15 protein-coding genes are annotated in these 21649 nt (G+C 66.8%); 10 read left to right on the plus strand and 5 right to left on the minus strand.

The annotated features are described in order from the left end of the window. Positions 1–29 precede the first annotated feature (29 nt). The 4 genes from R1Z03_RS08765 to R1Z03_RS08780 all read left to right on the plus strand — a co-directional run bounded on the left by R1Z03_RS08765 (position 30) and on the right by R1Z03_RS08780 (position 5742). Positions 30–1862 (plus strand): extracellular solute-binding protein, encoded by a 1833-nt coding sequence (locus R1Z03_RS08765; RefSeq protein ID WP_284430825.1) that lies wholly within the window; start codon positions 30–32, stop codon positions 1860–1862. A 61-nt stretch (positions 1863–1923) separates the two neighbouring features. After that, complete coding sequence (locus R1Z03_RS08770; RefSeq protein WP_272563817.1) at positions 1924–2961, plus strand: microcin C ABC transporter permease YejB; 1038 nt, start codon at positions 1924–1926, stop codon at positions 2959–2961. Further along, positions 2945–4042: an ABC transporter permease gene (locus tag R1Z03_RS08775; protein ID WP_372588246.1), complete on the plus strand. Its 1098-nt coding sequence runs from the start codon at positions 2945–2947 to the stop codon at positions 4040–4042. Before R1Z03_RS08770 ends, R1Z03_RS08775 begins: the two co-directional genes overlap by 17 nt. Next, on the plus strand, positions 4039–5742 hold the full coding sequence (locus R1Z03_RS08780; protein ID WP_372588247.1) for an ABC transporter ATP-binding protein: 1704 nt from the start codon (positions 4039–4041) through the stop codon (positions 5740–5742). The genes R1Z03_RS08775 and R1Z03_RS08780 overlap by 4 nt, the downstream gene beginning before the upstream one ends. Before the next feature lie 138 nt (positions 5743–5880). Here R1Z03_RS08780 and R1Z03_RS08785 read toward each other — a convergent pair whose 3' ends face one another. From R1Z03_RS08785 to R1Z03_RS08795, 3 genes are read right to left on the minus strand one after another with little or no spacing between them, the layout of a single operon-like run. Continuing rightward, positions 5881–6264 carry a FlxA-like family protein gene (locus R1Z03_RS08785; RefSeq protein ID WP_284430827.1) on the minus strand — a complete coding sequence of 128 codons (384 nt, stop codon included), beginning with the start codon at positions 6262–6264 and terminating at the stop codon, positions 5881–5883. A gap of 57 nt (positions 6265–6321) precedes the next feature. Then, a complete protein-coding gene (locus R1Z03_RS08790; RefSeq protein ID WP_317358767.1) occupies positions 6322–8580 on the minus strand; it encodes a diguanylate cyclase domain-containing protein in 2259 nt (752 codons plus the stop codon). Positions 8581–8622: 42 nt separating this feature from the next. After that, positions 8623–9681, minus strand: a complete 1059-nt coding sequence (locus R1Z03_RS08795; RefSeq protein WP_284430829.1) for an AI-2E family transporter — start codon at positions 9679–9681, stop codon at positions 8623–8625. A gap of 232 nt (positions 9682–9913) precedes the next feature. Here R1Z03_RS08795 and R1Z03_RS08800 point away from each other — a divergent pair, with 232 nt between their 5' ends. The 5 genes from R1Z03_RS08800 to R1Z03_RS08820 all read left to right on the plus strand — a co-directional run bounded on the left by R1Z03_RS08800 (position 9914) and on the right by R1Z03_RS08820 (position 17543). Next, a complete protein-coding gene (locus tag R1Z03_RS08800; RefSeq protein WP_284430830.1) occupies positions 9914–12793 on the plus strand; it encodes a 2-oxoglutarate dehydrogenase E1 component in 2880 nt (959 codons plus the stop codon). A gap of 52 nt (positions 12794–12845) precedes the next feature. Continuing rightward, positions 12846–14129 (plus strand): 2-oxoglutarate dehydrogenase complex dihydrolipoyllysine-residue succinyltransferase, encoded by a 1284-nt coding sequence (gene odhB / locus R1Z03_RS08805; protein WP_284425474.1) that lies wholly within the window; start codon positions 12846–12848, stop codon positions 14127–14129. An 86-nt stretch (positions 14130–14215) separates the two neighbouring features. Next, positions 14216–15643 (plus strand): dihydrolipoyl dehydrogenase, encoded by a 1428-nt coding sequence (gene lpdA, locus R1Z03_RS08810; protein ID WP_317358771.1) that lies wholly within the window; start codon positions 14216–14218, stop codon positions 15641–15643. 86 nt (positions 15644–15729) lie between these two features. Further along, the gene (zapE, locus tag R1Z03_RS08815; RefSeq protein WP_272563809.1) at positions 15730–16827 is read left to right on the plus strand and encodes a cell division protein ZapE; all 1098 of its coding nucleotides are present in this window, start codon (positions 15730–15732) and stop codon (positions 16825–16827) included. A gap of 14 nt (positions 16828–16841) precedes the next feature. Further along, positions 16842–17543 (plus strand): hypothetical protein, encoded by a 702-nt coding sequence (locus R1Z03_RS08820; protein ID WP_317358775.1) that lies wholly within the window; start codon positions 16842–16844, stop codon positions 17541–17543. Positions 17544–17643: 100 nt separating this feature from the next. Here R1Z03_RS08820 and R1Z03_RS08825 read toward each other — a convergent pair whose 3' ends face one another. Then, positions 17644–18432: a protein phosphatase 2C domain-containing protein gene (locus tag R1Z03_RS08825; protein ID WP_317358777.1), complete on the minus strand. Its 789-nt coding sequence runs from the start codon at positions 18430–18432 to the stop codon at positions 17644–17646. A gap of 196 nt (positions 18433–18628) precedes the next feature. Here R1Z03_RS08825 and R1Z03_RS08830 point away from each other — a divergent pair, with 196 nt between their 5' ends. Further along, positions 18629–20719, plus strand: a complete 2091-nt coding sequence (locus tag R1Z03_RS08830) for an ATP-dependent DNA helicase (protein ID WP_317358780.1) — start codon at positions 18629–18631, stop codon at positions 20717–20719. Here R1Z03_RS08830 and R1Z03_RS08835 read toward each other — a convergent pair. Then, positions 20682–21479 (minus strand): outer membrane protein assembly factor BamD, encoded by a 798-nt coding sequence (locus R1Z03_RS08835; protein WP_272563805.1) that lies wholly within the window; start codon positions 21477–21479, stop codon positions 20682–20684. The genes R1Z03_RS08830 and R1Z03_RS08835 overlap by 38 nt on opposite strands. Positions 21480–21649: the final 170 nt, after the last annotated feature.

The raw sequence follows: 21649 nt of genomic DNA on the forward strand, positions 1-21649 counted from the left end.
GCGCCGCCAGCGTAGTGCAGAATTGTCGCATGCGTCTTTGGCCGATCTTGTTGCTGTGGGGGAGTGCGATGCCCGTGTGGGCGGGACACGCCTATGCGCTGTGGGGCGAGCCCCGGATGCCTGCGGGCTTCGACCACTTCGGGTACGTCAACCCCGACGCGCCCAAGGGCGGCGAGCTGCGGCTGGTGAGCAACCTGCGCGTCTCCACCTTCGACAAATACAACCCGTTCACCATCAAGGGCAATTCCCCGGCCTACCTGTCGGACCTGATGTTCGATACGTTGCTCACCGGCTCGCTCGACGAGACCGCCACCGGCTACGGCTTGCTGGCGCAGGACGTGGAGGTGGCCGCCGATGGCCTCTCGGTGGTGTTCCGCCTGCGGCCCGAAGCGCGCTTTCACAACGGCAAGCCGGTGTTGGCGCAGGACGTGAAGTTCAGCTACGACACGCTGATGGGCCCCTACACCTCGCCGGCCTACAAGACGGCGCTGTTCGACGTGGCGGGCATCGACGTGATCGACGACCGCACGGTGCGCTACCGCTTCAAGCACCCCAACCGCGAGCTGCCGCTCACGGTGGGCGGGCTGCCGGTCTTCAGCCGCGACTGGGGCGTGGAGAACGGCAAGGCCAAGCGCTTCGATCAGGTGGTGATGGACATCCCGATCGGTAGCGGTCCCTACAAGATCGGGCCGGTGCGCTTCGGCAAGGACATCACCTACGTGCGCGATCCCGGCTACTGGGCGCGCGATCTCAACGTGCGCAAGGGCACCGCCAATTTCGACCGCATCCTGGTGAAGATCTACCGCGACAACACCGCGCGGCTGGAGGCGCTCAAGGCGGGCGAGTTTGACCTCATGCGCTTTTTCAGCGCGGGCGACTGGGCGCGCCGCGTCACGGGGCGCAAGTTCGATACCGGCGAGCTGGTCAAGGGCAACTTCGAGCACAAGCTGCCTTCGGGCTTCCAGAGCTACGTGCTCAACACGCGCCGGCCGCTGCTGCAGGATGCCCGCGTGCGCGAAGCGCTGGGACTGGCCTACGACTTCGAGTGGATGAGCCGCCAGCTGTTCTACGGCGCCTACCAGCGCATCAACGGCCTGTTCGGCAACACCCTGTGCGAGACCCGCGGCACGCCCACGCCCGAGGAGCTGGCGCTGATGGAGCCCTGGCGCCAGAGCCTTCCCGCCAGCGCCTTCGGCCCCATGACCACGCCGCCGCGCACTGAGGGCGTCACCACGCTGCGCGACAACCTGCGCCGTGCCCAGGCCCTTTTGAAAGAGGCGGGCTGGGAGGTCCGGGACGGCGCGCTGCGCAACGCGCAGGGCCAGGCCATGGTGCTGGAGTACCTGGACAGCAGCGAAGGCGGCGTGCGGTCGCTGTCGTCGTGGATCCGCAACCTGCAAAAGCTCGGCATCACGCTGAACTTCCGGGCGGTGGATTTCGCTCTGTACCAGCAGCGCCTGAGCAAGTTCGACTTCGACATCACCACCATCGCGTACCAGGGCACCAACAATCCGGGCCAGGAACTGGCCGACATGTTCGGCTCGCAGGCGGCGGACACGGAAGACTCGGGCAACTTCCCCGGCGTGAAGAGCAAGGCCGTGGACGCGATGATCCGCAGCATCGTGTCGGCCAAGACGCTGGACGAATTGCTGCCCGCCTGCCATGCCCTGGAGCGCGTCATCGCGCACGGGCACTACCTGATTCCCCAGTACACCGCGCCTTCGCACCGCATGGTCTACAACGCCTGGCGCCTGGAGCGGCCGGCCACGCTGCCGCCGTATTCCACGGGCGAGGCCTGGGCCATCGACACGTGGTGGGCGCGCATGCCGCCCCAGACGGCGCCGGACCCCGCACGGCGCTGATCCGCCCGCAGCCCCGGCCCACCGTCCAGACCCCGCTCACTTTCCGACCCCCACCGCCGCCATGTTCGCCTACATCCTCAAGCGCGTGCTGCTCATGCTGCCCACCCTGCTGGGCGTGCTGCTGCTGACCTTCGTGGTGATCCAGTTCGTACCGGGCGGGCCCGTCGAGCAGTACCTGGCCGAGTCCAAGGCCGGGATGGGACGCGGCGGCGGCGGGGCCGAAGGCGGCGGCCTGGCCTACCGGGGCGCGCAGGGCGTGGACCCGAAGCGGCTGGAGCAGATCAAGGCGCTCTACGGTTTCGACAAGCCGGCGCACGAGCGCTTTTTCCAGATGCTCGGGCAGTTCGCGCGGTTCGACCTGGGCCGCAGCTTCTTTCAGAACAAGGACGTGTGGCAACTCGTGAAGGAAAAGCTGCCCGTGTCGATCAGCCTGGGCTTGTGGACCTTCTTCATCAGCTACCTCGTGGCCGTGCCGCTCGGCGTGGCCAAGGCGGTGCGGGCGGGCTCGCGCTTCGACTTCGTCACCACGCTCATCGTGCTGGTGGGCTATGCCATCCCGGGCTTCGTGCTGGGCGTGGCGCTGCTGGTGATCTTCGGCGGGCAGCTGCAGTGGTTTCCGCTGCGGGGGCTCACCTCGGCGAACTGGGACGAGATGACCTGGGGCGCGCGCATCGTGGACTACCTTTGGCACATCACGCTGCCGGTCACGGCCATGGTGCTGGGCAGCTTTGCGGTGACGGCCATGCTGACCAAGAACGCCTTTCTCGAAGAGATCCGCAAGCAATACGTGCTCACGGCCCGCGCCAAGGGGCTGTCGGAGCGGCAGGTGCTGTGGAAGCACGTGTTCCGCAATGCCCTCATTCCCATCATCACGGGCTTTCCTGCAGCGTTCATCGGGGCGTTCTTCGCCGGCTCGCTGCTGATCGAGACGCTGTTCTCGCTCGACGGCCTGGGCTTGCTGAGCTACGAAAGCGTGATCCGGCGCGACTACCCCGTGGTGCTGGGCACGCTCTATCTCTTCACCCTCATCGGGCTGGTGACCAAGCTGGTGAGCGATCTTTGCTACGTATGGGTGGACCCGCGTGTCAAGTTTGACTAACCCCCCCGAGCCGGCCGATGGCCGCCCCCCGCGCGGCGCGGTGCCCGTGGCTCCGTCGCTCTCGCCCGGCCGCCGTGCGTGGAGGCGCTTCAAGCGCAATCGGCTGGGCTACTGGAGCCTGATCCTGTTCAGCGCGCTGGTGGCCCTGAGCTTGGTGGCCGAGCTGATCAGCAACGACCGTCCCCTGATCGTGCGCTACGAAGGGCAGACCTACCTGCCCATGCTGCACGACTATTCCGAAAAGACCTTCGGCGGCGATTTCGACACCCCCACCGATTACCTGGACCCGTTCATCCGGGAGCGCCTGCAGCAGGGCAGCAACTGGGCGCTATACACGCTGAACCCCTACGGCCCGGACACGCTGAACTATTTCGCGAAGTCGCCCAACCCGTCCGGCCCCACATCGCAGAACTGGCTGGGCACGGACGACCGGGGCCGCGACCTGCTCGCGCAGCTGATCTACGGCTTTCGCGTGAGCGTGCTGTTCGGCATCGCGCTCACGGTGGTGGGCGTGCTGCTGGGCGTCATCACCGGTGCGATCCAGGGGTTTTTCGGCGGCAAGACCGACCTGGCGTTCCAGCGCTTTATCGAGATCTGGGGTTCGATGCCCGAGCTGTACCTGCTCATCATCTTCAGCGCCGTGTTCGCGCCCAGCGTCGGGCTGCTGCTGGTGCTGCTGTCGCTGTTCGGCTGGATGGGCCTGTCGGACTATGTGCGCGCGGAGTTCCTGCGCAACCGGCAGCTCGACTACGTGAAGGCCGCCCGCGCGCTGGGCGTGCCCAACGGGCAGATCATCTGGCGCCACATCCTGCCCAACAGCATGACGCCGGTGGTGACCTTTCTGCCGTTTCGCATGAGCGCGGCCATCCTGGCGCTCGCCTCGCTCGACTTCCTGGGCCTGGGCGTGCCGCCTGGCACGCCGTCGCTGGGCGAGTTGCTCAACCAGGGCAAGAACAACATCGACGCCTGGTGGATTTCGCTGTTCACGTTCGCGGCGCTGGTGGTCACGCTGCTGCTGCTCACCTTCATGGGCGACGCGCTGCGCGATGCGCTCGACCCCCGCAAGGCAGACCATTCATGAGCGACGCACGCATGCGCGGCACCGCGCCGATTCCACACTCTGCTGCTTCATCGTCTTCGGCCGGCACTTCGCCTGCCGCCTCGTCGGCGCCGCTGCTGCAGGTGCAGGACCTGCACGTGCGCTTCGGCGACAAAGAGGTGGTGCGCGGGGTCGGCTTCGACATCGCGGCGGGCGAGAAGCTCGCGCTGGTGGGTGAATCGGGCTCGGGCAAAACCATCACCGCGCTGTCGATCCTGCGGCTGGCGGGCGATGCGCACATCACCGGCCGGGCGCTGATGGACGGGCAGGACCTGCTGGCCCTGTCCGAGCGCGAGATGCGCGGTGTGCGCGGCGGCGACATCGCCATGGTGTTCCAGGAGCCCATGACGGCGCTCAACCCGCTCATGGCGGTGGGGGACCAGGTGGCCGAGGTGCTGCAGCTCAAGCAGGCACTCTCGCGCGCCCAGGCCCGCCAGGCGGCCGTCGAACTGCTGGCCAGCACCGGCATTCCCGAGCCGGCCCGGCGTGCGGACGCGTTCCCGCACCAGCTGTCGGGCGGGCAGCGCCAGCGCGCGATGATCGCCATGGCCCTGGCCAGCCGCCCGCGCCTGCTGCTGGCCGACGAGCCCACCACCGCGCTGGACGTGACGCTGCGCGGCCAGATCCTCGATCTGCTGTCCGACCTGCAGCGCCAGACCGGCATGGCCGTGCTGCTCATCACCCACGACCTGCACCTGGTGCGCAAGTTCGCGGACCGCGTGGCGGTCATGGAGCACGGGGTGCTGGTGGAGTCCGGCGCCGTGTCGGACGTGTTCCGCTCGCCGCAGCACGCGTACACGCAGCGGCTCATCGGCAGCGTGCCGCGCCGCGACGTGCTGGAGCCGGAGGCCTCGGCCACGGCGGTGCCCGCCGCGCAGGCGCGCGCGCTGCGCGTGGCCTATGCCACGCCGCTGCCCGGCATCCGCGGCTGGTTTCGCCGCGGGGAGTTCGTGGCGGTGAAGGGGGCCGACTTTTCCATCGCGCCAGCCCGCACGCTCGGCGTGGTGGGCGAATCGGGTTCGGGCAAGTCCACGCTGGCGCAGGCGCTGCTGGGGCTGCTGCCGTACCAGGGCGACCTGCGGATCGCAGGGCAGGGCTGGCAGCTGCCGGCCCAGCGCAATACCCCGGCCAATCAGGCCTTGCGCCGGCAGGTGCAGGTGGTGTTCCAGGACCCGTTTTCGTCGCTGTCGCCGCGCCTGACGGTCGAGGAGATCGTGGGCGAGGGCCTGCGGGTGCACGAGCCCGGACTGCCGCCCGCCGACCGCCGCGCGCGCGTGGAGTCGGCGCTGGAGGACGTGGGACTGACCGACGCGCAGTTCCCGGGTCTGCTGGCGCGCTATCCGCACGAGTTTTCCGGAGGGCAGCGCCAACGGCTGGCAATTGCCCGTGCGCTCATCCTGAGCCCCCGGTTGCTGGTGCTGGACGAGCCCACCAGCGCGCTCGACGTCACCATCCAGCAGCAGGTGCTGGCACTGCTACAGCGCCTGCAGAAGGAGCGCTCGCTCAGCTACCTGCTCATCACGCACGACGTGGCCGTCATCCGCGCGATGGCGCACGACGTGATCGTGATGAAGGACGGCGAGGTGCTGGAGTCGGGCCCGGTGCAGGCGGTGCTGGATGCGCCCCGGCACCCCTACACCCAGCGGCTGGTGTCCGCTGCCGGGCTGGAAGGGGTGGGTTGAGCCGATTTTGGGTGTTTTCGGCCCCATGCCGGCGTATCGATTGTCCTGTTTGCTATCAATTAAATAGCAAATCGCCGGCTTGAGGCGTTGGGGTGCGCCGCGCGTTCGTGCGGTCTGTCTGGGCGCCGTGTGCGGCGATCAGGCGAAGGTATCGACCTGCGTGCCCAGCGTGGTGGAGGCGGCGGGCGGGGTCTTCTTCTGGTCGGCCGACTGCTGCTGCTCCATGGCCTTTTCCATGGCCTTTTGCTGCTGCTCCTGCTGCTGGGCCTGCTGGATGGCTGCGATCTGCTGCTGCACGAGCTGGATCTGGTTCTGCAGTGCCTGCAGCCTCTGCTGCTTGGCTTTGGCGTCGTTGGGGTCGGATGCCTGGCTGGCTTCTGCCGACGCCTGCTTGAGATCGGCCGTGAGGTCCTTGAGCTGCTTCTGAAGCGCCGCGATGTCACCGCTCGATTGGCCCGAAGAGCGGCTCCCCGAAACGCTGGTGGAGGAGGTGCTGGAGGCGGAGGAGATGGACAGGGACATGAGGGAGGTATCGGCTGATTGGGGATGGAACTGTAGGCCTTGCCGGCGTTTATTCCGTCATTTCTTGTCCGCCGGCACGATGGTGGGCTCCTGGTCGGGCCCGGCATACAGCCGGAAATGCCCCCGCCCCGCGCGCTTGGCCGCGTACATCGCCATGTCGGCGCTGCGCGACAGCTCCTCGAAATTGCGGCCATGCTGCGGAAACAGCGCGATGCCGCCGCTCAGGCCGATCTGCCGGACCTCGCCCTGCAGATCGAACGGCGGTTCGCACGCGGCCATGATCTTTTGCGACACCAGGCAGGCCTGGTCGGCGTTGTCCAGCTTGGGCAGCAGCACGACGAACTCGTCGCCCCCCTGGCGGCACACCGTGTCGGAATGCCGCACGGCGCCCTTGAAGCGGCGGGCGACCTGCACCAGCAGCAGGTCGCCGGCATCGTGGCCGAGGGTGTCGTTCACCTGCTTGAACCCATCCAGGTCGATGTACATCAGCGCCAGGCTGCGGTCATCCCGCAGGGCGTGCGCGATGGCCTGCTGGGCGCGGTCCTGCAGCAGCACGCGGTTGGGCAGGTCGGTCAGCACGTCGTACTGCGCGAGGTGGGCCATGCGGCGCGACATCTCCATGGCCTCGGTCACGTCGCGCAACACCATCACCGTACCGGTGACGTGCCCGTGCCGGTCGGTGATGGGGCTGACCGATTTCTCGATGTCGATGCGCCGTCCGTCGCGGCACTGGAGCACCACGCCGCGTTTCGAGGGCTGGGCCCGGCCTTCGGCCAGCGCCTTGCGGGTGGGGCTCAAGCCGCTGTCGCTGCCGGCCTCCTGCAGCGGCACGACGTCGTCGATGTCCGATCCCGCGGCATGAAAGGCCTGCCAGCCGGTCATCTTTTCGGCCACCGGGTTGATGTAGGTGACGCAGCCCTCGGCATCGGTGCAGATGACCGCATCGCCAATGGACTGCAGCGTCAGGCGGATCAGCTCCTTTTCCTCGAACAGCAGGTCTTCCATGCGCTTTCGGTCGGTCAGGTCGTCGATCTGCACGAAGATGCCCTGCACCTCGTCGCCTTCCTTGTCCGGGATGTACGACACCAGCGTGTGGCGCACCTCGCCGGAGGGCAGGGGCATGGTCCGCTCGAAGACCTGCTTGTGGCCCTTGAGCGCCTGCCGGATGTGCGTCAACGCGTGTTCGTAGGTTCCCCGGTCGAGCACGTCCAGCAGTTTCACGTTGGGCATGCGCTCGCGCGAGACGCCCAGCCAGTCCATGTACGCCTGGTTGGCGAAGCGGTTGTGCTGGTCCTTGTCCCAGTAGCTCACCATGGAAGGCAGGTTGTCCAGGATGGTGCGCGTGTCGTGCTCGGCCTGCTTGAGCTGGGCCGCGATGGCCTGGCGGCGCTGCAACTCCCGCGCGAAGAGGGCGGACAGGCCCAGGCAGGCCGCCATCAACAGCACTGCGAACGCGCCCAGCACCTTGGCGCTGGCGCGCCACTTGGCCAGGATGGTGTCCGCCGACTGCCCGACGCTCACCGCCAGCGGGTAGTTGCCGATGCGGCGGAAGGTGTGCAGCCGCTCGGTGCGGTCCTGCGGGTCCTGCGCCGTGTAGCTGCCGCTGTCGACCGTTTGCAGCCGGGCCAGCAGGCTGGCGTCGTCCATCGGCTGGCCGACATCCCCTTCGGCGTAGGGAAATCGCGCGACGGTGGTGCCGTCGCGGGTGCTCCACAGCTCCACGCGGCTCATCGGCCCGACATCGATGGAGGCGAACAGCTCCTTGAAATAATTGATTCGCACGGTGCCCACCACGACGCCGCCGAAGCTGCCGTCGCCGCGGAAATACGCGCGGCTGATGGGCAGGCTGTACGAGCCCGAGACCCGGCCGCGGATGGGATGCCCGATGTAGAGCCCCTCGCGTTGGCTGGTCTGGTGCACCTGGAAGTAATCGCGGTCGGCCAGGTTGAGGTTCAGGGGCTCCAGGCTGGTGGAGCGCGTTATCAAGTTGCCCTTGTCATCCAGCACCGCGACCGCGCCCAGGCCGGGCGTGTGCAGGGAGTGGTCGAACAGGAAGGTGTTGCGCATCTGCGGGGTGAGGCTCGGAAGGCCGGGGTCCGACAGGCTCTTGGCCACCCCGACCAGCGAGTAGTCGAAGCCGTTCAGGGTGCGCTGGATGTTCTGCTCGATGGTGCGTGCCAGGCTGCTGTTGGTGTGCAGCGCGTACGACCAGGCGTCGTCGCGGATCGTGAGGATCGCCCGCACGAAGAGCGCACCAATGCCTGCCGACAGCACGAGGGCCAGCAGGACGATGCGACGGGGCGAAATCTGGGGCATGGCGCAAGGCGGCCGGCACGCAGGCCGGCGGATGCTGCGCGATTACTTTATCGGGGAATCGGTGGGTTGGGAGAACAAATCCCAGGTGGCGATGAAGAGTGCTGCGATCACCGGGCCGATGACGAAACCGGTCAGCCCGAACAGCGCCATGCCGCCCAGGGTGGAGATGAGGACGATGTAGTCCGGCATCTTCGTGTCCTTGCCCACCAGCACCGGGCGCAGGGCGTTGTCCACCAGCCCGATCACGCAGACGCAGAAGGCCACCAGCACCGAACCCTGCCAGATGGCGCCGGTTGCGAAGAAATAAATGGCCACCGGGCCCCAGATCAGGCCCGCGCCGATGGCGGGCAGCAGCGACAGGAAGGCCATCAGCACGCCCCAGAGGATGGGGCCCTGGATACCGAGGATCCAGAAGATCACCCCGCCCAGCGCACCCTGCACGGCGGCCACCACGATGTTGCCCTTGACGGTGGCGCGGATCACCGTGGTGAACTTGCTGGCCAGTTGCCGCTTGTGTTCCTCGTCGAGGGGCACTGCCTGTCGGATGCGGTTGACCAGCGAACTGCCGTCACGCACCAGGAAGAACAGCAGGTACAGCATGATGCCGAAGCTCACGATGAACTGCAGCGTGTTCTGGCCCACGTCCAGCGCCTTGGTGGCCAGGAACTGGCCGGCCTGCACCGACACGGACGAAAGCTTGGCCTCCACCTCGGCGGCCGAGGTCAGGTTGAAGCGGTCCAGCAGGCCCAGCAGCCAGGAGGGCAGGGCGCTCAGCACCTGCTGCACGTAGGCGCCGAAGTTGAGCTGCCCCGACTTCATGCGTTCGTAGATGAGCCCTGCCTCCTGGACCAGCGAAATGCTGATGAAGGTCATGGGCAGGATCACGATCACCAGGCACAGTCCGAGGGTGCACAGGGCGGCCAGGTTGCGCCGCCCCCGCATGCGCCGCAGCAGCCGCCGGTGCAGCGGCGTGAACAGGATCGCCAGGATGACGCCCCAGAAAACCGCCCCGTGGAACGGCCACAGGATGGCGAAGAACGCGACAGTGACCGCGATGAGAAGAAGCAACAGCGTGCGGCTCTGAAGGGTGGGTGAATTCATAGAGGCGGGGTACGGATAATGACGAAATGTAAGCGACCGCCATGACACGGCGGCGAAGGAACACGCGCTTACGCCGTGTAGGGCTCGCTCCTGGGCGTTCGGTGGCACAATGGCGCCCGCACCCCCGGCCCTTCCCCAGCCACAGTCGCATCCGCCAATCGGTTCAGCCGTGTCGCGGAAGGTTTCACCCACCAGCTAATGCTTCCCTCAGGGAAGCGGAGGTCAGCGGAATATGAGCGATACGACATCCGTATACCAAGCCTACCAAGGCAACACCTATCTTTTCGGCGGCAATGCGCCCTATGTCGAAGAGATGTACGAGAACTATCTCGTCAACCCCGGCAGCGTGCCCGACACGTGGCGCGAATACTTCGATGCCCTGCAGCACGTGCCTGCCGTCGATGGCTCGAACGCCAAGGACGTGCCCCACCTGCCCGTGGTCAATGCCTTCGCCGAGCGCGCCAAGCAAGGCGGCACGAAGGTCGTCGGTGCCACCGGCGCCGACTCCGAAATGGGCCGCAAGCGCACCGCTGTCCAGCAACTGATCTCGGCCTACCGCAATGTCGGCCAGCGCTGGGCCGATCTGGACCCCCTGAAGCGCACCGAGCGCCCTGAGATTCCGGAACTCGAAGCCTCCTTCTACGGCTTCAGCGACGCCGATCAGGAAACGGTGTTCAACACGAGCAACACCTTCTTCGGCAAGGAAGCCATGCCGCTGCGCGAGCTGATCAACGCGCTGCGCGAAACGTACTGCGGCTCGATCGGGGTCGAATACATGTATGCCACCGACCAGAACCAGAAGCGCTGGTGGCAGGAAAAGCTCGAGACCATCCGCAGCAAGCCCAGCTTCGGTCCCGACAAGAAAAAGCACATCCTGGACCGCCTCACGGCCGCTGAAGGCCTGGAGCGCTTCCTGCACACCAAGTACGTCGGCCAAAAGCGCTTCTCGCTCGAAGGCGGCGAAAGCTTCATCGCCGCCATGGATGAACTCATCCAGGCCGCCGGCACCAAGGGCGTGCAGGAAATCGTGATCGGCATGGCCCACCGCGGCCGCCTGAACGTTTTGGTGAACACGCTGGGCAAGATGCCCAAGGACCTGTTCGCCGAGTTCGACCACACCGCTCCGGAAGACCTGCCGGCAGGCGACGTGAAGTACCACCAAGGCTTCAGTTCCGACGTCAGCACCCCTGGCGGCCCGGTGCACCTGTCGCTGGCCTTCAACCCCTCCCACCTGGAAATCGTGAACCCCGTCGTGGAAGGTTCGGTGCGCGCCCGCATGGACCGCCGCGCCGACCCGCATGGCAAGCAGGTGCTGCCCGTTCTGGTGCACGGCGACGCGGCCTTCGCCGGCCAGGGCGTCATCCAGGAAACGCTGGCGCTGGCCCAGACCCGTGGCTACTCCACGGGCGGCACGGTGCACATCGTGATCAACAACCAGATCGGCTTCACCACCTCCGATCCGCGCGACAGCCGCTCCACGCTGTATTGCACGGACGTGGTCAAGATGATCGAGTCGCCCGTGCTGCACGTGAACGGCGACGATCCCGAAGCGGTCGTGTTCGCCACGCAGCTCGCCCTCGAATTCCGCATGGAGTTCCAGAAGGACGTGGTGGTGGACATCATCTGCTTCCGCAAGCTGGGCCACAACGAGCAGGACACGCCCGCGCTCACCCAGCCGCTGATGTACAAGAAGATCGGCGCGCACCCCGGCACCCGCAAGCTGTACGCCGACAAGCTGGCCACGCAGGGCCTGGGCGAGACCCTGGGCGACGACATGTCCAAGGCCTACCGCGCCGCCATGGATGCGGGCAAGCACACGGTCGATCCGGTACTGACCAACTTCAAGAGCAAGTACGCGGTGGACTGGAGCCCCTTCCTGGGCAAGAAGTGGACCGATGCCGGCGACACCGCCATCCCGCTGGCCGAGTGGAAGCGCCTGTCCGAAAAGATCACCACCATCCCTGAAGGCGTGACGCCGCACCAACTGGTCAAGAAGGTGTACGACGACCGCGCCGCCATGGGCCGTGGCGACATTCCGGTGGACTGGGGCATGGGCGAGCACATGGCCTTCGCCTCGCTGGTGGCCAGCGGCTTCCCCGTGCGCCTGTCCGGCGAAGACTGCGGCCGCGGCACGTTCACCCACCGCCATTCGGTCATCCATGACCAAAAGCGCGAGAAGTGGGACACGGGCACCTACGTGCCGCTGCAGAACGTGAGCGAGAACCAGGCTCCGTTCGTCGTGATCGACTCCATCCTGTCCGAAGAGGCGGTGCTGGGCTTCGAATACGGCTATGCCTCCAACGACCCCAACACGCTCGTGATCTGGGAAGCGCAATTCGGCGACTTCGCCAACGGTGCGCAGGTCGTGATCGACCAGTTCATCGCCTCCGGCGAAGTGAAGTGGGGCCGCGTGAACGGCATCACGCTGATGCTGCCGCACGGCTACGAAGGCCAGGGTCCCGAGCACAGCTCGGCCCGCCTGGAGCGCTTCATGCAGTTGTCGGCCGACGCCAACATGCAGGTGGTGCAGCCCACCACCGCCAGCCAGATCTTCCACGTGCTGCGCCGCCAGATGGTCCGCCACCTGCGCAAGCCGCTGATCATCATGACGCCGAAGTCGCTGCTGCGTAACAAGGACGCGACCTCGCCGCTGTCCGAGTTCACCAAGGGCAGCTTCCAGACGGTGATCCCGGAGCAGAACGAAGCCATCGAGAAGAAGGCCGAGAAGGTCAAGCGCGTGATCGCCTGCTCGGGCAAGGTCTACTACGACCTGGTCAAGAAGCGCGAAGAGAAGGAAGCCGACGACGTCGTCATCCTGCGCGTGGAACAGCTCTATCCGTTCCCGCACAAGGCCTTCGCCGCCGAGCTGAAGAAGTACCCGAACGCCACCGACATCGTGTGGTGCCAGGACGAGCCGCAGAACCAGGGCGCCTGGTTCTTCGTGCAGCACTACATCCACGAGAACATGCTCGAAGGCCAGAAGCTGGGTTACTCCGGCCGTGCCGCCTCGGCATCGCCCGCGGTGGGCTATTCGCACCTGCACCAGGAGCAGCAAAAGGCCCTGGTGGACGGCGCGTTCGCCAAGCTCAAGGGGTTTGTCCTGACCAAGTAAGGCCGGAAACCCGAACACACAAAAAGCAGAAACAAACCCCGAAAGAATTCCCATGGCTATCGTTGAAGTCAAAGTCCCCCAACTGTCCGAATCCGTGGCGGAAGCCACGATGCTCACGTGGAAGAAGAAGGCCGGCGAGGCTGTCGCCGTCGATGAGATCCTGATCGAAATCGAGACCGACAAGGTCGTGCTCGAAGTGCCTGCTCCCTCGGCCGGCGTGCTGGCGGAAATCGTGCAAGGCGACGGCGCCACCGTGGTGGCCGACCAGCTGATCGCCAAGATCGACACCGAAGGCAAGGCCGGCGCAGCCGCCCCTGCCGCTGCAGCTGCCCCTGCCGCCGCACCCGCAGCTGCGGCGCCCGCACCAGCCGCTGCAGCCCCCGCTGCCGCAGGCGGCTCCAAGGGCGATGTGGCCATGCCCGCCGCCGCCAAGCTGCTGGCCGACAACAACCTGTCCGTTTCGGCCGTGGCCGGCACGGGCAAGGATGGCCGCGTGACCAAGGGTGACGTGCTGGGTGCCGTGGCATCGGGCACGGGCAAGGCCGCTGCGGCCGCACCGAGCGCGATCCCCACCGGCGTGCCCACCAAGGCGCTGCCGCAGGTGGCTGCGCCCACCGCCAAGGAAGACCTGAGCGGCCGCCCCGAGCAGCGCGTGCCCATGAGCCGCCTGCGCGCCCGCGTGGCCGAGCGCCTGCTGCAGTCGCAATCGACCAACGCCATCCTGACCACGTTCAACGAAGTGAACATGGCCCCGGTGATGGACATGCGCAAGAAGTTCCAGGACGCTTTCACCAAGGAACACGGCGTGAAGATCGGCTTCATGAGCTTCTTCGTGAAGGCGGCCGTGCATGCCCTGAAGAAGTACCCGGTGCTCAACGCCTCGGTCGACGGCAACGACATCGTCTACCACGGCTACTTCGACATCGGCATCGCCGTGGGCTCGCCCCGCGGCCTGGTGGTGCCCATCCTGCGCAATGCCGACCAGATGACGTTCGCCGACATCGAAAAGAAGATCGCCGAGTTCGGCCAGAAGGCCAAGGACGGCAAGCTGGGCATCGAAGAGATGACCGGCGGCACGTTCTCGATCTCCAATGGCGGCACGTTCGGCTCCATGCTGTCCACCCCCATCATCAACCCGCCGCAGTCGGCCATCCTGGGCGTGCACGCCACCAAGGACCGTGCCGTGGTGGAAAACGGCCAGATCGTCATCCGCCCGATGAACTACCTGGCCATGTCGTACGACCACCGCATCATCGACGGCCGTGAAGCCGTTCTGGGCCTGGTGGCCATGAAGGAAGCGCTGGAAGACCCCTCGCGCCTGCTGTTCGACATCTGATCCCCCTGGATGGACCCGCCCGCGTGGCCCGGCCGTTGGCCGCGCCCGCCGGTGGGTCTTTCTTCAACTGATTGAGTGAGATTGACATGAGCAAACAATTCGACGTGATCGTGATCGGCGGCGGCCCCGGCGGCTATATCGCTGCCATCCGTGCCGCGCAACTGGGCTTCAACGTGGCCTGCATCGACGAGTGGAAGAACGGCAAGGGCGGCCCCGCACCGGGCGGCACCTGCACCAACGTGGGCTGCATTCCCTCCAAGGCGCTGCTGCAGTCGTCCGAGCATTTCGACCAGGCCAACCACCACTTCGCCGACCATGGCATCGAGGTCAAGGACGTGCGCATGGACGTGGCCAAGATGATCGCCCGCAAGGACAGCGTGGTGAAGCAGAACAACGACGGCATCCTGTACCTGTTCAAGAAGAACAAGATCACGTTCTTCCACGGCCGTGGCTCGTTCGTGAAAGCCGCCGACGGTGGCTATGAAATCCGCGTGGCCGGCGCTGCCGAAGAGTCCATCACCGGCAAGCAGATCATCCTGGCCACGGGCTCCAACGCCCGCGCGCTGCCTGGCGTGCCGTTCGACGAAGAGCATATCCTCTCCAACGACGGTGCCCTGCGCATTGGAGAGACACCCAAGAAGCTGGGCCTGATCGGCGCCGGCGTGATCGGCCTGGAAATGGGCTCGGTCTGGCGCCGCCTGGGTGCCGAAGTGACGGTGCTGGAAGGACTGCCCACGTTCCTGGGCGCGGTGGACGAGCAGATCGCCAAGGAAGCCAAGAAGGCGTTCGACAAGCAGAACCTCAAGATCGAGCTGGGCGTGAAGATCGGCGAGATCAAGACCGGCAACAATGCCGTGAGCGTGGCCTACACCAATGCCAAGGGCGAAGCCCAGACGCTGGAAGTGGACAAGCTCATCGTGTCCATCGGCCGCGTGCCCAACACCATCGGACTCAACGGCGAAGCCGTGGGCCTGCAGCTGGACGAGCGCGGCGCGATCGTGGTCGATGCCGATTGCAAGACCAACCTGCCGGGCGTGTGGGCGGTGGGCGACGTGGTGCGCGGCCCGATGCTGGCGCACAAGGCCGAAGAAGAGGGCGTGGCCGTGGCCGAGCGCATCGCGGGCCAGCACGGCCATGTGAACTTCAACACCATCCCCTGGGTGATCTACACCAACCCCGAGATCGCCTGGGTGGGCCGCACCGAGCAGCAGCTCAAGGCGGACGGCGTGAAGTACAAGGCCGGCACGTTCCCGTTCCTGGCCAACGGTCGCGCCCGCGCGCTGGGCGACACGACCGGTATGGTCAAGTTCCTGGCGGACGCGGCCACGGATGAGATCCTGGGCGTGCACATCGTCGGCCCGATGGCCAGCGAACTGATCGCCGAAGCCGTGGTCGCCATGGAGTTCAAGGCCAGCGCCGAAGACATCGCGCGCATCTGCCACGCCCATCCGAGCTTGAGCGAAGCCACCAAGGAAGCGGCCCTGGCCGTGGACAAGCGCACGCTGAACTTCTGACCCCGGGACTTTGGGTAAAAATGGCTGCCTGCGCTTGAAATACTAGCGCAGGCAGCTATCTTTTTTATAGCGTTTGGAGTGTGCGTGTGAATGTGAAGCAGGCGTATGAGGCGGAACTGGCCAGCAAGGGCTACCAGAGCGATCCGGCCCAGTTGCGCGCCGTCGAGGCGTTGCAGCGGTGTGCCGACGATTGGGCGCTGTACAAGGAGCGCCGCTCCAACGCCTTGAAGAAGCTCATCAACCGGCCCGAGGTGCCGCGCGGCGTGTACATGTACGGCGGCGTGGGGCGGGGCAAGAGCTTTCTCATGGACTGCTTTTTCAACGCCGTGCCCATCCGCCGCAAGGTGCGGCTGCATTTCCACGAGTTCATGCGCGAAGTGCACCGCGAACTGGCGGGCCTGCAGGGCACCGTCAATCCGCTGGACGTGCTGGGCGAGCGCATTTCCAAGCGCTACAAGCTCATCTGCTTCGATGAGTTCCATGTGGCGGACATCACCGACGCGATGATCCTGCACCGCCTGCTGGCGGCGCTTTTCGACAACGGCGTGGGTTTTGTCACCACCTCCAATTTCGAGCCCGACGGGTTGTACCCCGGTGGGCTGCACCGCGACCGCATCCTGCCCGCCATCGAACTGCTGAACCAGCGGATGGAGGTGGTCAACGTGGACAACGGCACCGACTACCGCCGCCGCACGCTGGAGATGGTGCGGCTGTACCACACGCCGCTGGGACCCCAGGCCGATGCGGAGATGTCCGAGGCGTTCGACCAACTGGCCGAAGTGCGCGACGAAGACCCGGTGCTGCACATCGAGGCACGCGAGATCCGTGCGCGCCGCAAGGCCGGCGGCGTCGTCTGGTTCGATTTCAGCGTGCTGTGCGGTGGCCCGCGCTCGCAGAACGACTACCTGGAAATCGCCACGCAGTTCCACACCGTGCTGCTGTCGGACGTGCCCCACATGCCCGTATCGATGGCGTCGCCGGCCCGGCGCTTCACGTGGCTGGTGGACGTGCTGTACGACCGGCGCGTCAAGCTCATCCTGTCCGCCGCCGTGCCCCCCGAAGCGCTGTACACCGAGGGCCCGCTGGCCCATGAATTTCCGCGCACCGTCTCCCGGCTGAATGAAATGCAGTCCAAGGAATTCCTGGATCTGGAGCGGCGCGTGGTGGACACCGGATTGACGTAACCTCTTTTCTCGCCATGTCATCCTTCCAACGCCTTTTCCTTGCCACCGCACTGGCGCTCGCCTCGACGCTGGCTGCGGCCCAGTCACCGCTGGCCGCATCGCGCGCCGCCGCCGATGCCGCGCAGGCCGAGCGCCGCACCGAGCGCGACCAGATCCAGCGCGACCGCCGCGCGCTGGAGGCCCGGCGCATCAAGGAAGAGGCCGTCTGCTACCAGCGCTTTTCCGTCGAGGACTGCCTGATCGGCGTGCGGGCGCAGGTGCGGGACCAGGAAAGCGCACTGCGGCAGCGCGAAGTGGCCCTGAACGACGCCGAGCGCCGTGAAAAGGCGGCCTTGCGCGTGCAGTCGATCGAGCAAAAGCAGCAGGAGCAGCGCGAGAAGCTCGAAGCCGGCGAACGCCCCGCACCCATGCAGGCCGCCTCCCGGGCTCAGGCGCAAGCGCAGGGCCGTGCGGAGCGCGAGCACGACGCGCAGCAGCGCGCCGCACAGCAGCATTCGCGGGAGCAGTCGCACGAAGCCGCCAAGGCCGAGCGTGCGGCAGCGCAACCCGGCCAGATTTCCGAAGCGCGTGCCCGGTACGAGGCCAAGCAGAAGGCCGCCCAGGAGCGGCGCGAAAAGCACGAGAAGGCGCGGGCCGATGCCGAAGCCCAGGGCCGCAAGCCGGCAGCGGCGCTGCCACCGCCACCGCCGGTTCCACCGGCCAGCGCTGCCCCCTGAAGGCGGCGCCAAGGCGCACGCCTTCCACCAGGCGCGGGCAACTGCCATGGGGCACCCCAACCCTGTGGCGCGGGGCAGGTGCGCGCTGTTGACGCCTTCCTCAGCGCACCAGCCGGGCCGGTTTCTTTTCTTCCACCAGCGCCTCGATCTTCACGATGGCGAGCGAGAGGTTGTCCCCGCCGCCACGGGCCCGTGACCGCGCTTTCTCGATGAGGAATTCCGTGGCCTCGCGCGGCGACAGCGAGTCCACCACCGACGCCAGCTCCGTGGGCGAAAAATAGTGCCACACGCCGTCGCTGCACGCCAGGAGCACATCGCCCGGCAGCAGTTGCGGAATCATGTGCTGGGCCACCGGCGGATCGCTCTCGGTGCCCAGGCAGCCCACCAGGATGTTGGAGTGCGGATGGGTGTTGGCCTCGGCCTCGGTGATTTCGCCGCGGTCGACCAGGGCCTGCACATATGAATGGTCGCTGGTGCGGTGGGCCAGCCGCGCGCCCTGGAAGTGATAGATGCGTGAATCGCCGGCATGCGCCCAGTGGCAGTCGCCCCGGGGGTTGATGATGAAGGCCGCCACCGTGCTGTGCGGCTCCTGCTCTGCTGAGATGGCGGTGAGGCGGATCACGATGTGCGCCTCTTCCACCATGTGCTTGAGCATCGTCGCGGTGTCGTCGGTGTCCGGCGAGTACCGCTCGAACCATTGCCGGGCCGTGAGCATCACCTGGTCGGACGCCTTGCGGCCCCCGCTGCGCCCTCCCATGCCGTCCGCCACGACACCGAGCACGCAGCCGTTGTAGCGGGGGTGGGCGATCAACGCGACCTGGTCCTGCTGGTATTCGCGATCGCCTTTGTGGATGCCGGTTGACGCAGTGAGGCGAAACGGTTTGGTCATGGCAGAAATGGTGGAAGGCGCGGGCCGGCCGAAGGGCCGGGCGAAGCACGTATTATCGGGCGCCCTTTGGCGGTTTTGCCATGCGACGCCTCTGCTGCCTTCTTTCCTTGCACCGCCTTTTACCCTGTCCATTTCCTCCCGGTCCCACCATGCGGTCCGGTGCGGTCGCCCGTGAGCGCAACCAGGAATGACCGGCATGGAATTGCCCCGCATCGAATCGCTCGTCCATGGCGTGCAGGCCGCGTTCGAAGCGGGCGGCGTGCTGTCGCTGGCCCAGACGCATTTCTCGCCCCGCGCTGGCCAGACCGAGATGGCGCTGGCGGTGGCCGAGACCATCGAGCAGGGAGGGGGTCTGGTGGTGGAGGCGGGCACGGGCGTCGGCAAGACGTTTTCCTATCTGGTGCCGGCGCTGCTCAGTGGCGAGCGGGTGCTGGTGTCCACCGCCACCAAGGCGCTGCAGGACCAGTTGTTCGCGCGCGACCTGCCCCGCCTCGTTCAGGCACTGGCGTTGCCCGTGCGCACCGCGCTGCTCAAGGGCCGGGCCAGCTACCTATGCCTGCACCGCATGGAGTTGGCACGCCAGGATGCGGCCGCTCACGATGCAGCTGTGGCGCGGGTGCTGGCCCGCGTGGAAACCTGGTCGCAAGGGACGGTGAGCGGGGATTTGGCTGAGTTGCCGGGGCTGGATGAGCGCTCTCCGGTGATTCCGCTGGTCACCTCCACCCGCGAGAACTGCCTGGGCTCGCCGTGCCCGCGCTTTCGGGACTGCCATGTCCACCGTGCCCGGCGCGAGGCGCTGGCTGCCGATGTGGTGGTGATCAACCACCACCTCTTTTTTGCGGACCAGGCCGTTCGCGATTCCGGCATGGCCGAACTGTTGCCTTCCGTGCGCGTCGTCGTCTTCGACGAGGCGCACCAGCTGAACGAAACCGGCGTGCAGTTCATGGGCAAACAAGCCTCTACCGCGCAGTTGCTGGATTTTTCGCGCGACGTGATGGCGGCAGGCCTGCAGTTCGCCCGCGGGCTGGCCGATTGGCTGGGGGTGGCCGGCGCGCTGGACCGCGCCGGCCGCGATCTTCGTCTGGCCGCAGGCCGTGCCCCGGCCGGTTCGCGGTTGCGTTGGACAAGCGAGGTGCCCGACGGCGTGGACCCCGGCGAATGGCATGCGGCCATGCAGCAGGTGGTCGGCGCATGCCGCGCAGCCCTGGCGGCCCTGGACACCGTGAGCGAGATCGCCCCGGACTTCGTGCGCCTGCATGGCCGTGCGGTGCAGCTCATGGAGCGCATGGACGGCTTTTCCCAGCCTTGTGCCGCGGATGCGGTCCGATGGGTGGATGTGGCGGGCGCGTTGCGGCTCGTGGAAGCGCCGCTCGACATCGCGGGCCCGATGCGGTCCCTGTGGCAACTGCCCGCTGGCGAGCCCGAGCCTGAGGCCGAGGCCTCGGCCTGGGATGAGCCGGACGCGGCCGCGGTGCTGTCGCAGGGCAAGCCCCGTGCATGGATCTTCACCTCGGCCACCTTGGGGGACGATGCGAGCCTGCGCTGGTTCACCGAGCCCTGCGGTTTGCAGGACGCGCGCATCTTGCGGGTGGAGAGCCCGTTCGACTATGCGTCGCAGGCGGCCTTCCATGTGCCTTTGGAATTGCCCAAGCCTTCCGACCCCTCCCACAGCGCGGCATTGGCGGCCTGGGTGGGCAGCGCGGTGTCGGTGCTCGGAGGGCGCACCCTGGTGCTCACCACCACGCTCAAGGCCCTGCGGACCATCGGCGATGCGCTGCAGGCCCGGTTCGCTGCGGATTCCGGCATCGAGGTGCTGGTGCAGGGCCAGTGGCCCAAGCGGCGTTTGATGGAGCGGTTCCGCGAAGGCGCGTCCGAGGGGCGGGCAGGGTGCGTGCTGGTCGCGTCCGCCACGTTCTGGGAAGGGTTCGACGTGCCGGGCGAGGCCCTGCAACTGGTGGTGATCGACAAACTGCCGTTCCCGCCACCGGGCGATCCGCTGGTGGAGGCGCGCTCCCAGCGGCTGGAACAGGCCAAACGCAGCGCCTTCCGGTACTTTTCGCTGCCGGAGGCAGCGATCGCCCTCAAGCAGGGCGCGGGGCGGTTGATTCGCAGCGAAACCGATCGGGGCGTGCTGGTGGTGGCCGACACCCGCCTGGTCGAGATGGGCTACGGCAAGCGCCTGCTGTCAGCCTTGCCACCCATGCGGCGCCTTCACACGGCGCAGGAATTCGATGCAGCGCTGCGCGCGCTCACCACACCTTCCACCACGGCTCCGACTTGGCCTTGAGGCCATCGCGGTTCAACTCGCTCTGCGGGTAGGAACTTGCCATGACGCGCTGCGCATCGTCGCGCAACTGGGTCATGCCCAGCGCATCGTAGGACTTCACCAGGATGTACAGGGCCTCTTCCAGCGCAGGCACTTCCTTGTAGTCGGCCAGGGCGATCTGGGCCCGGCTGATGGCCGCCACATAGGCGCCGCGCTCGTAGTAGTAGCGGGCCACGTGCACTTCGTACTGCGCCAGGGAATTGACGATGTAGGTCATGCGCTGGCGCGAGTCCTGGGCATAGCGCGATTCCGGGAACCGCGTGGTCAGCTCGCGGAAGGACTCAAACGAATCCTTGGCGGCCTTCTGGTCGCGCTCGGACAGGTCCTGGCGTGACAGCCAGGAGAACAGCCCCAGGTTGTCGTTGAAGTTGACGAGCCCCTTCAGGTACAGCGCGTAGTCGTAGGCGGGGCTGGCGGGGTGCAGCTTCATGAAGCGGTCCAGCGTGGCGATGGCCTGGGCCTTTTCGCCGGCCTTGTACTGGGCATAGGCCTTTTCCAACTGGGCCTGCTGTGCCAGCGGCGTGCCGGCCGCGCGACCTTCGAGCTTTTCCAGCAGGGGCACGGCCTTGTCGTAGCCGCCACTGTTGAGTTCGTCGCGGGCTTCGGAGTAGATGCGATTGGGGCTCCAGCCGGCGGTCTTGTCTTCGGGGGTGCTGGAGCAGCCCGCCATCAGGCCGGCGGCCAGCAGGGCGGACAACAGGGGCAGGGGAAAACGCGGCATGGAGGCAGCTTTCAGGCAAAAGAAGGGCATCGGTTCCCGCTTCCGATCAGGGGCCGGGACGGCCACAGGGGGCTGGCCGCGGCGATCGGGCAGGAGCCGGATTGTACCGGCGTGCCAGCCGGCGGCCTGAACGAAACGCCGGGGCTCTGGCGCGGGGCAGGGAAGCGGGC

This window comes from Acidovorax sp. BLS4 (assembly GCF_032929295.1).
Lineage (GTDB): Bacteria > Pseudomonadota > Gammaproteobacteria > Burkholderiales > Burkholderiaceae_C > Paracidovorax.

Coding starts and splice junctions, on each gene's coding strand:
- R1Z03_RS08765 (WP_284430825.1), top strand. CDS start 30: ATGCGTCTTTGGCCGATCTTGTTGCTGTGGGGGAGTGCGATGCCCGTG.
- R1Z03_RS08770 (WP_272563817.1), top strand. CDS start 1,924: ATGTTCGCCTACATCCTCAAGCGCGTGCTGCTCATGCTGCCCACCCTG.
- R1Z03_RS08780 (WP_372588247.1), top strand. CDS start 4,039: ATGAGCGACGCACGCATGCGCGGCACCGCGCCGATTCCACACTCTGCT.
- R1Z03_RS08785 (WP_284430827.1), bottom strand. CDS start 6,264: ATGTCCCTGTCCATCTCCTCCGCCTCCAGCACCTCCTCCACCAGCGTT.
- R1Z03_RS08790 (WP_317358767.1), bottom strand. CDS start 8,580: ATGCCCCAGATTTCGCCCCGTCGCATCGTCCTGCTGGCCCTCGTGCTG.
- R1Z03_RS08795 (WP_284430829.1), bottom strand. CDS start 9,681: ATGAATTCACCCACCCTTCAGAGCCGCACGCTGTTGCTTCTTCTCATC.
- R1Z03_RS08800 (WP_284430830.1), top strand. CDS start 9,914: ATGAGCGATACGACATCCGTATACCAAGCCTACCAAGGCAACACCTAT.
- odhB (WP_284425474.1), top strand. CDS start 12,846: ATGGCTATCGTTGAAGTCAAAGTCCCCCAACTGTCCGAATCCGTGGCG.
- lpdA (WP_317358771.1), top strand. CDS start 14,216: ATGAGCAAACAATTCGACGTGATCGTGATCGGCGGCGGCCCCGGCGGC.
- R1Z03_RS08820 (WP_317358775.1), top strand. CDS start 16,842: ATGTCATCCTTCCAACGCCTTTTCCTTGCCACCGCACTGGCGCTCGCC.
- R1Z03_RS08825 (WP_317358777.1), bottom strand. CDS start 18,432: ATGACCAAACCGTTTCGCCTCACTGCGTCAACCGGCATCCACAAAGGC.
- R1Z03_RS08830 (WP_317358780.1), top strand. CDS start 18,629: ATGGAATTGCCCCGCATCGAATCGCTCGTCCATGGCGTGCAGGCCGCG.
- R1Z03_RS08835 (WP_272563805.1), bottom strand. CDS start 21,479: ATGCCGCGTTTTCCCCTGCCCCTGTTGTCCGCCCTGCTGGCCGCCGGC.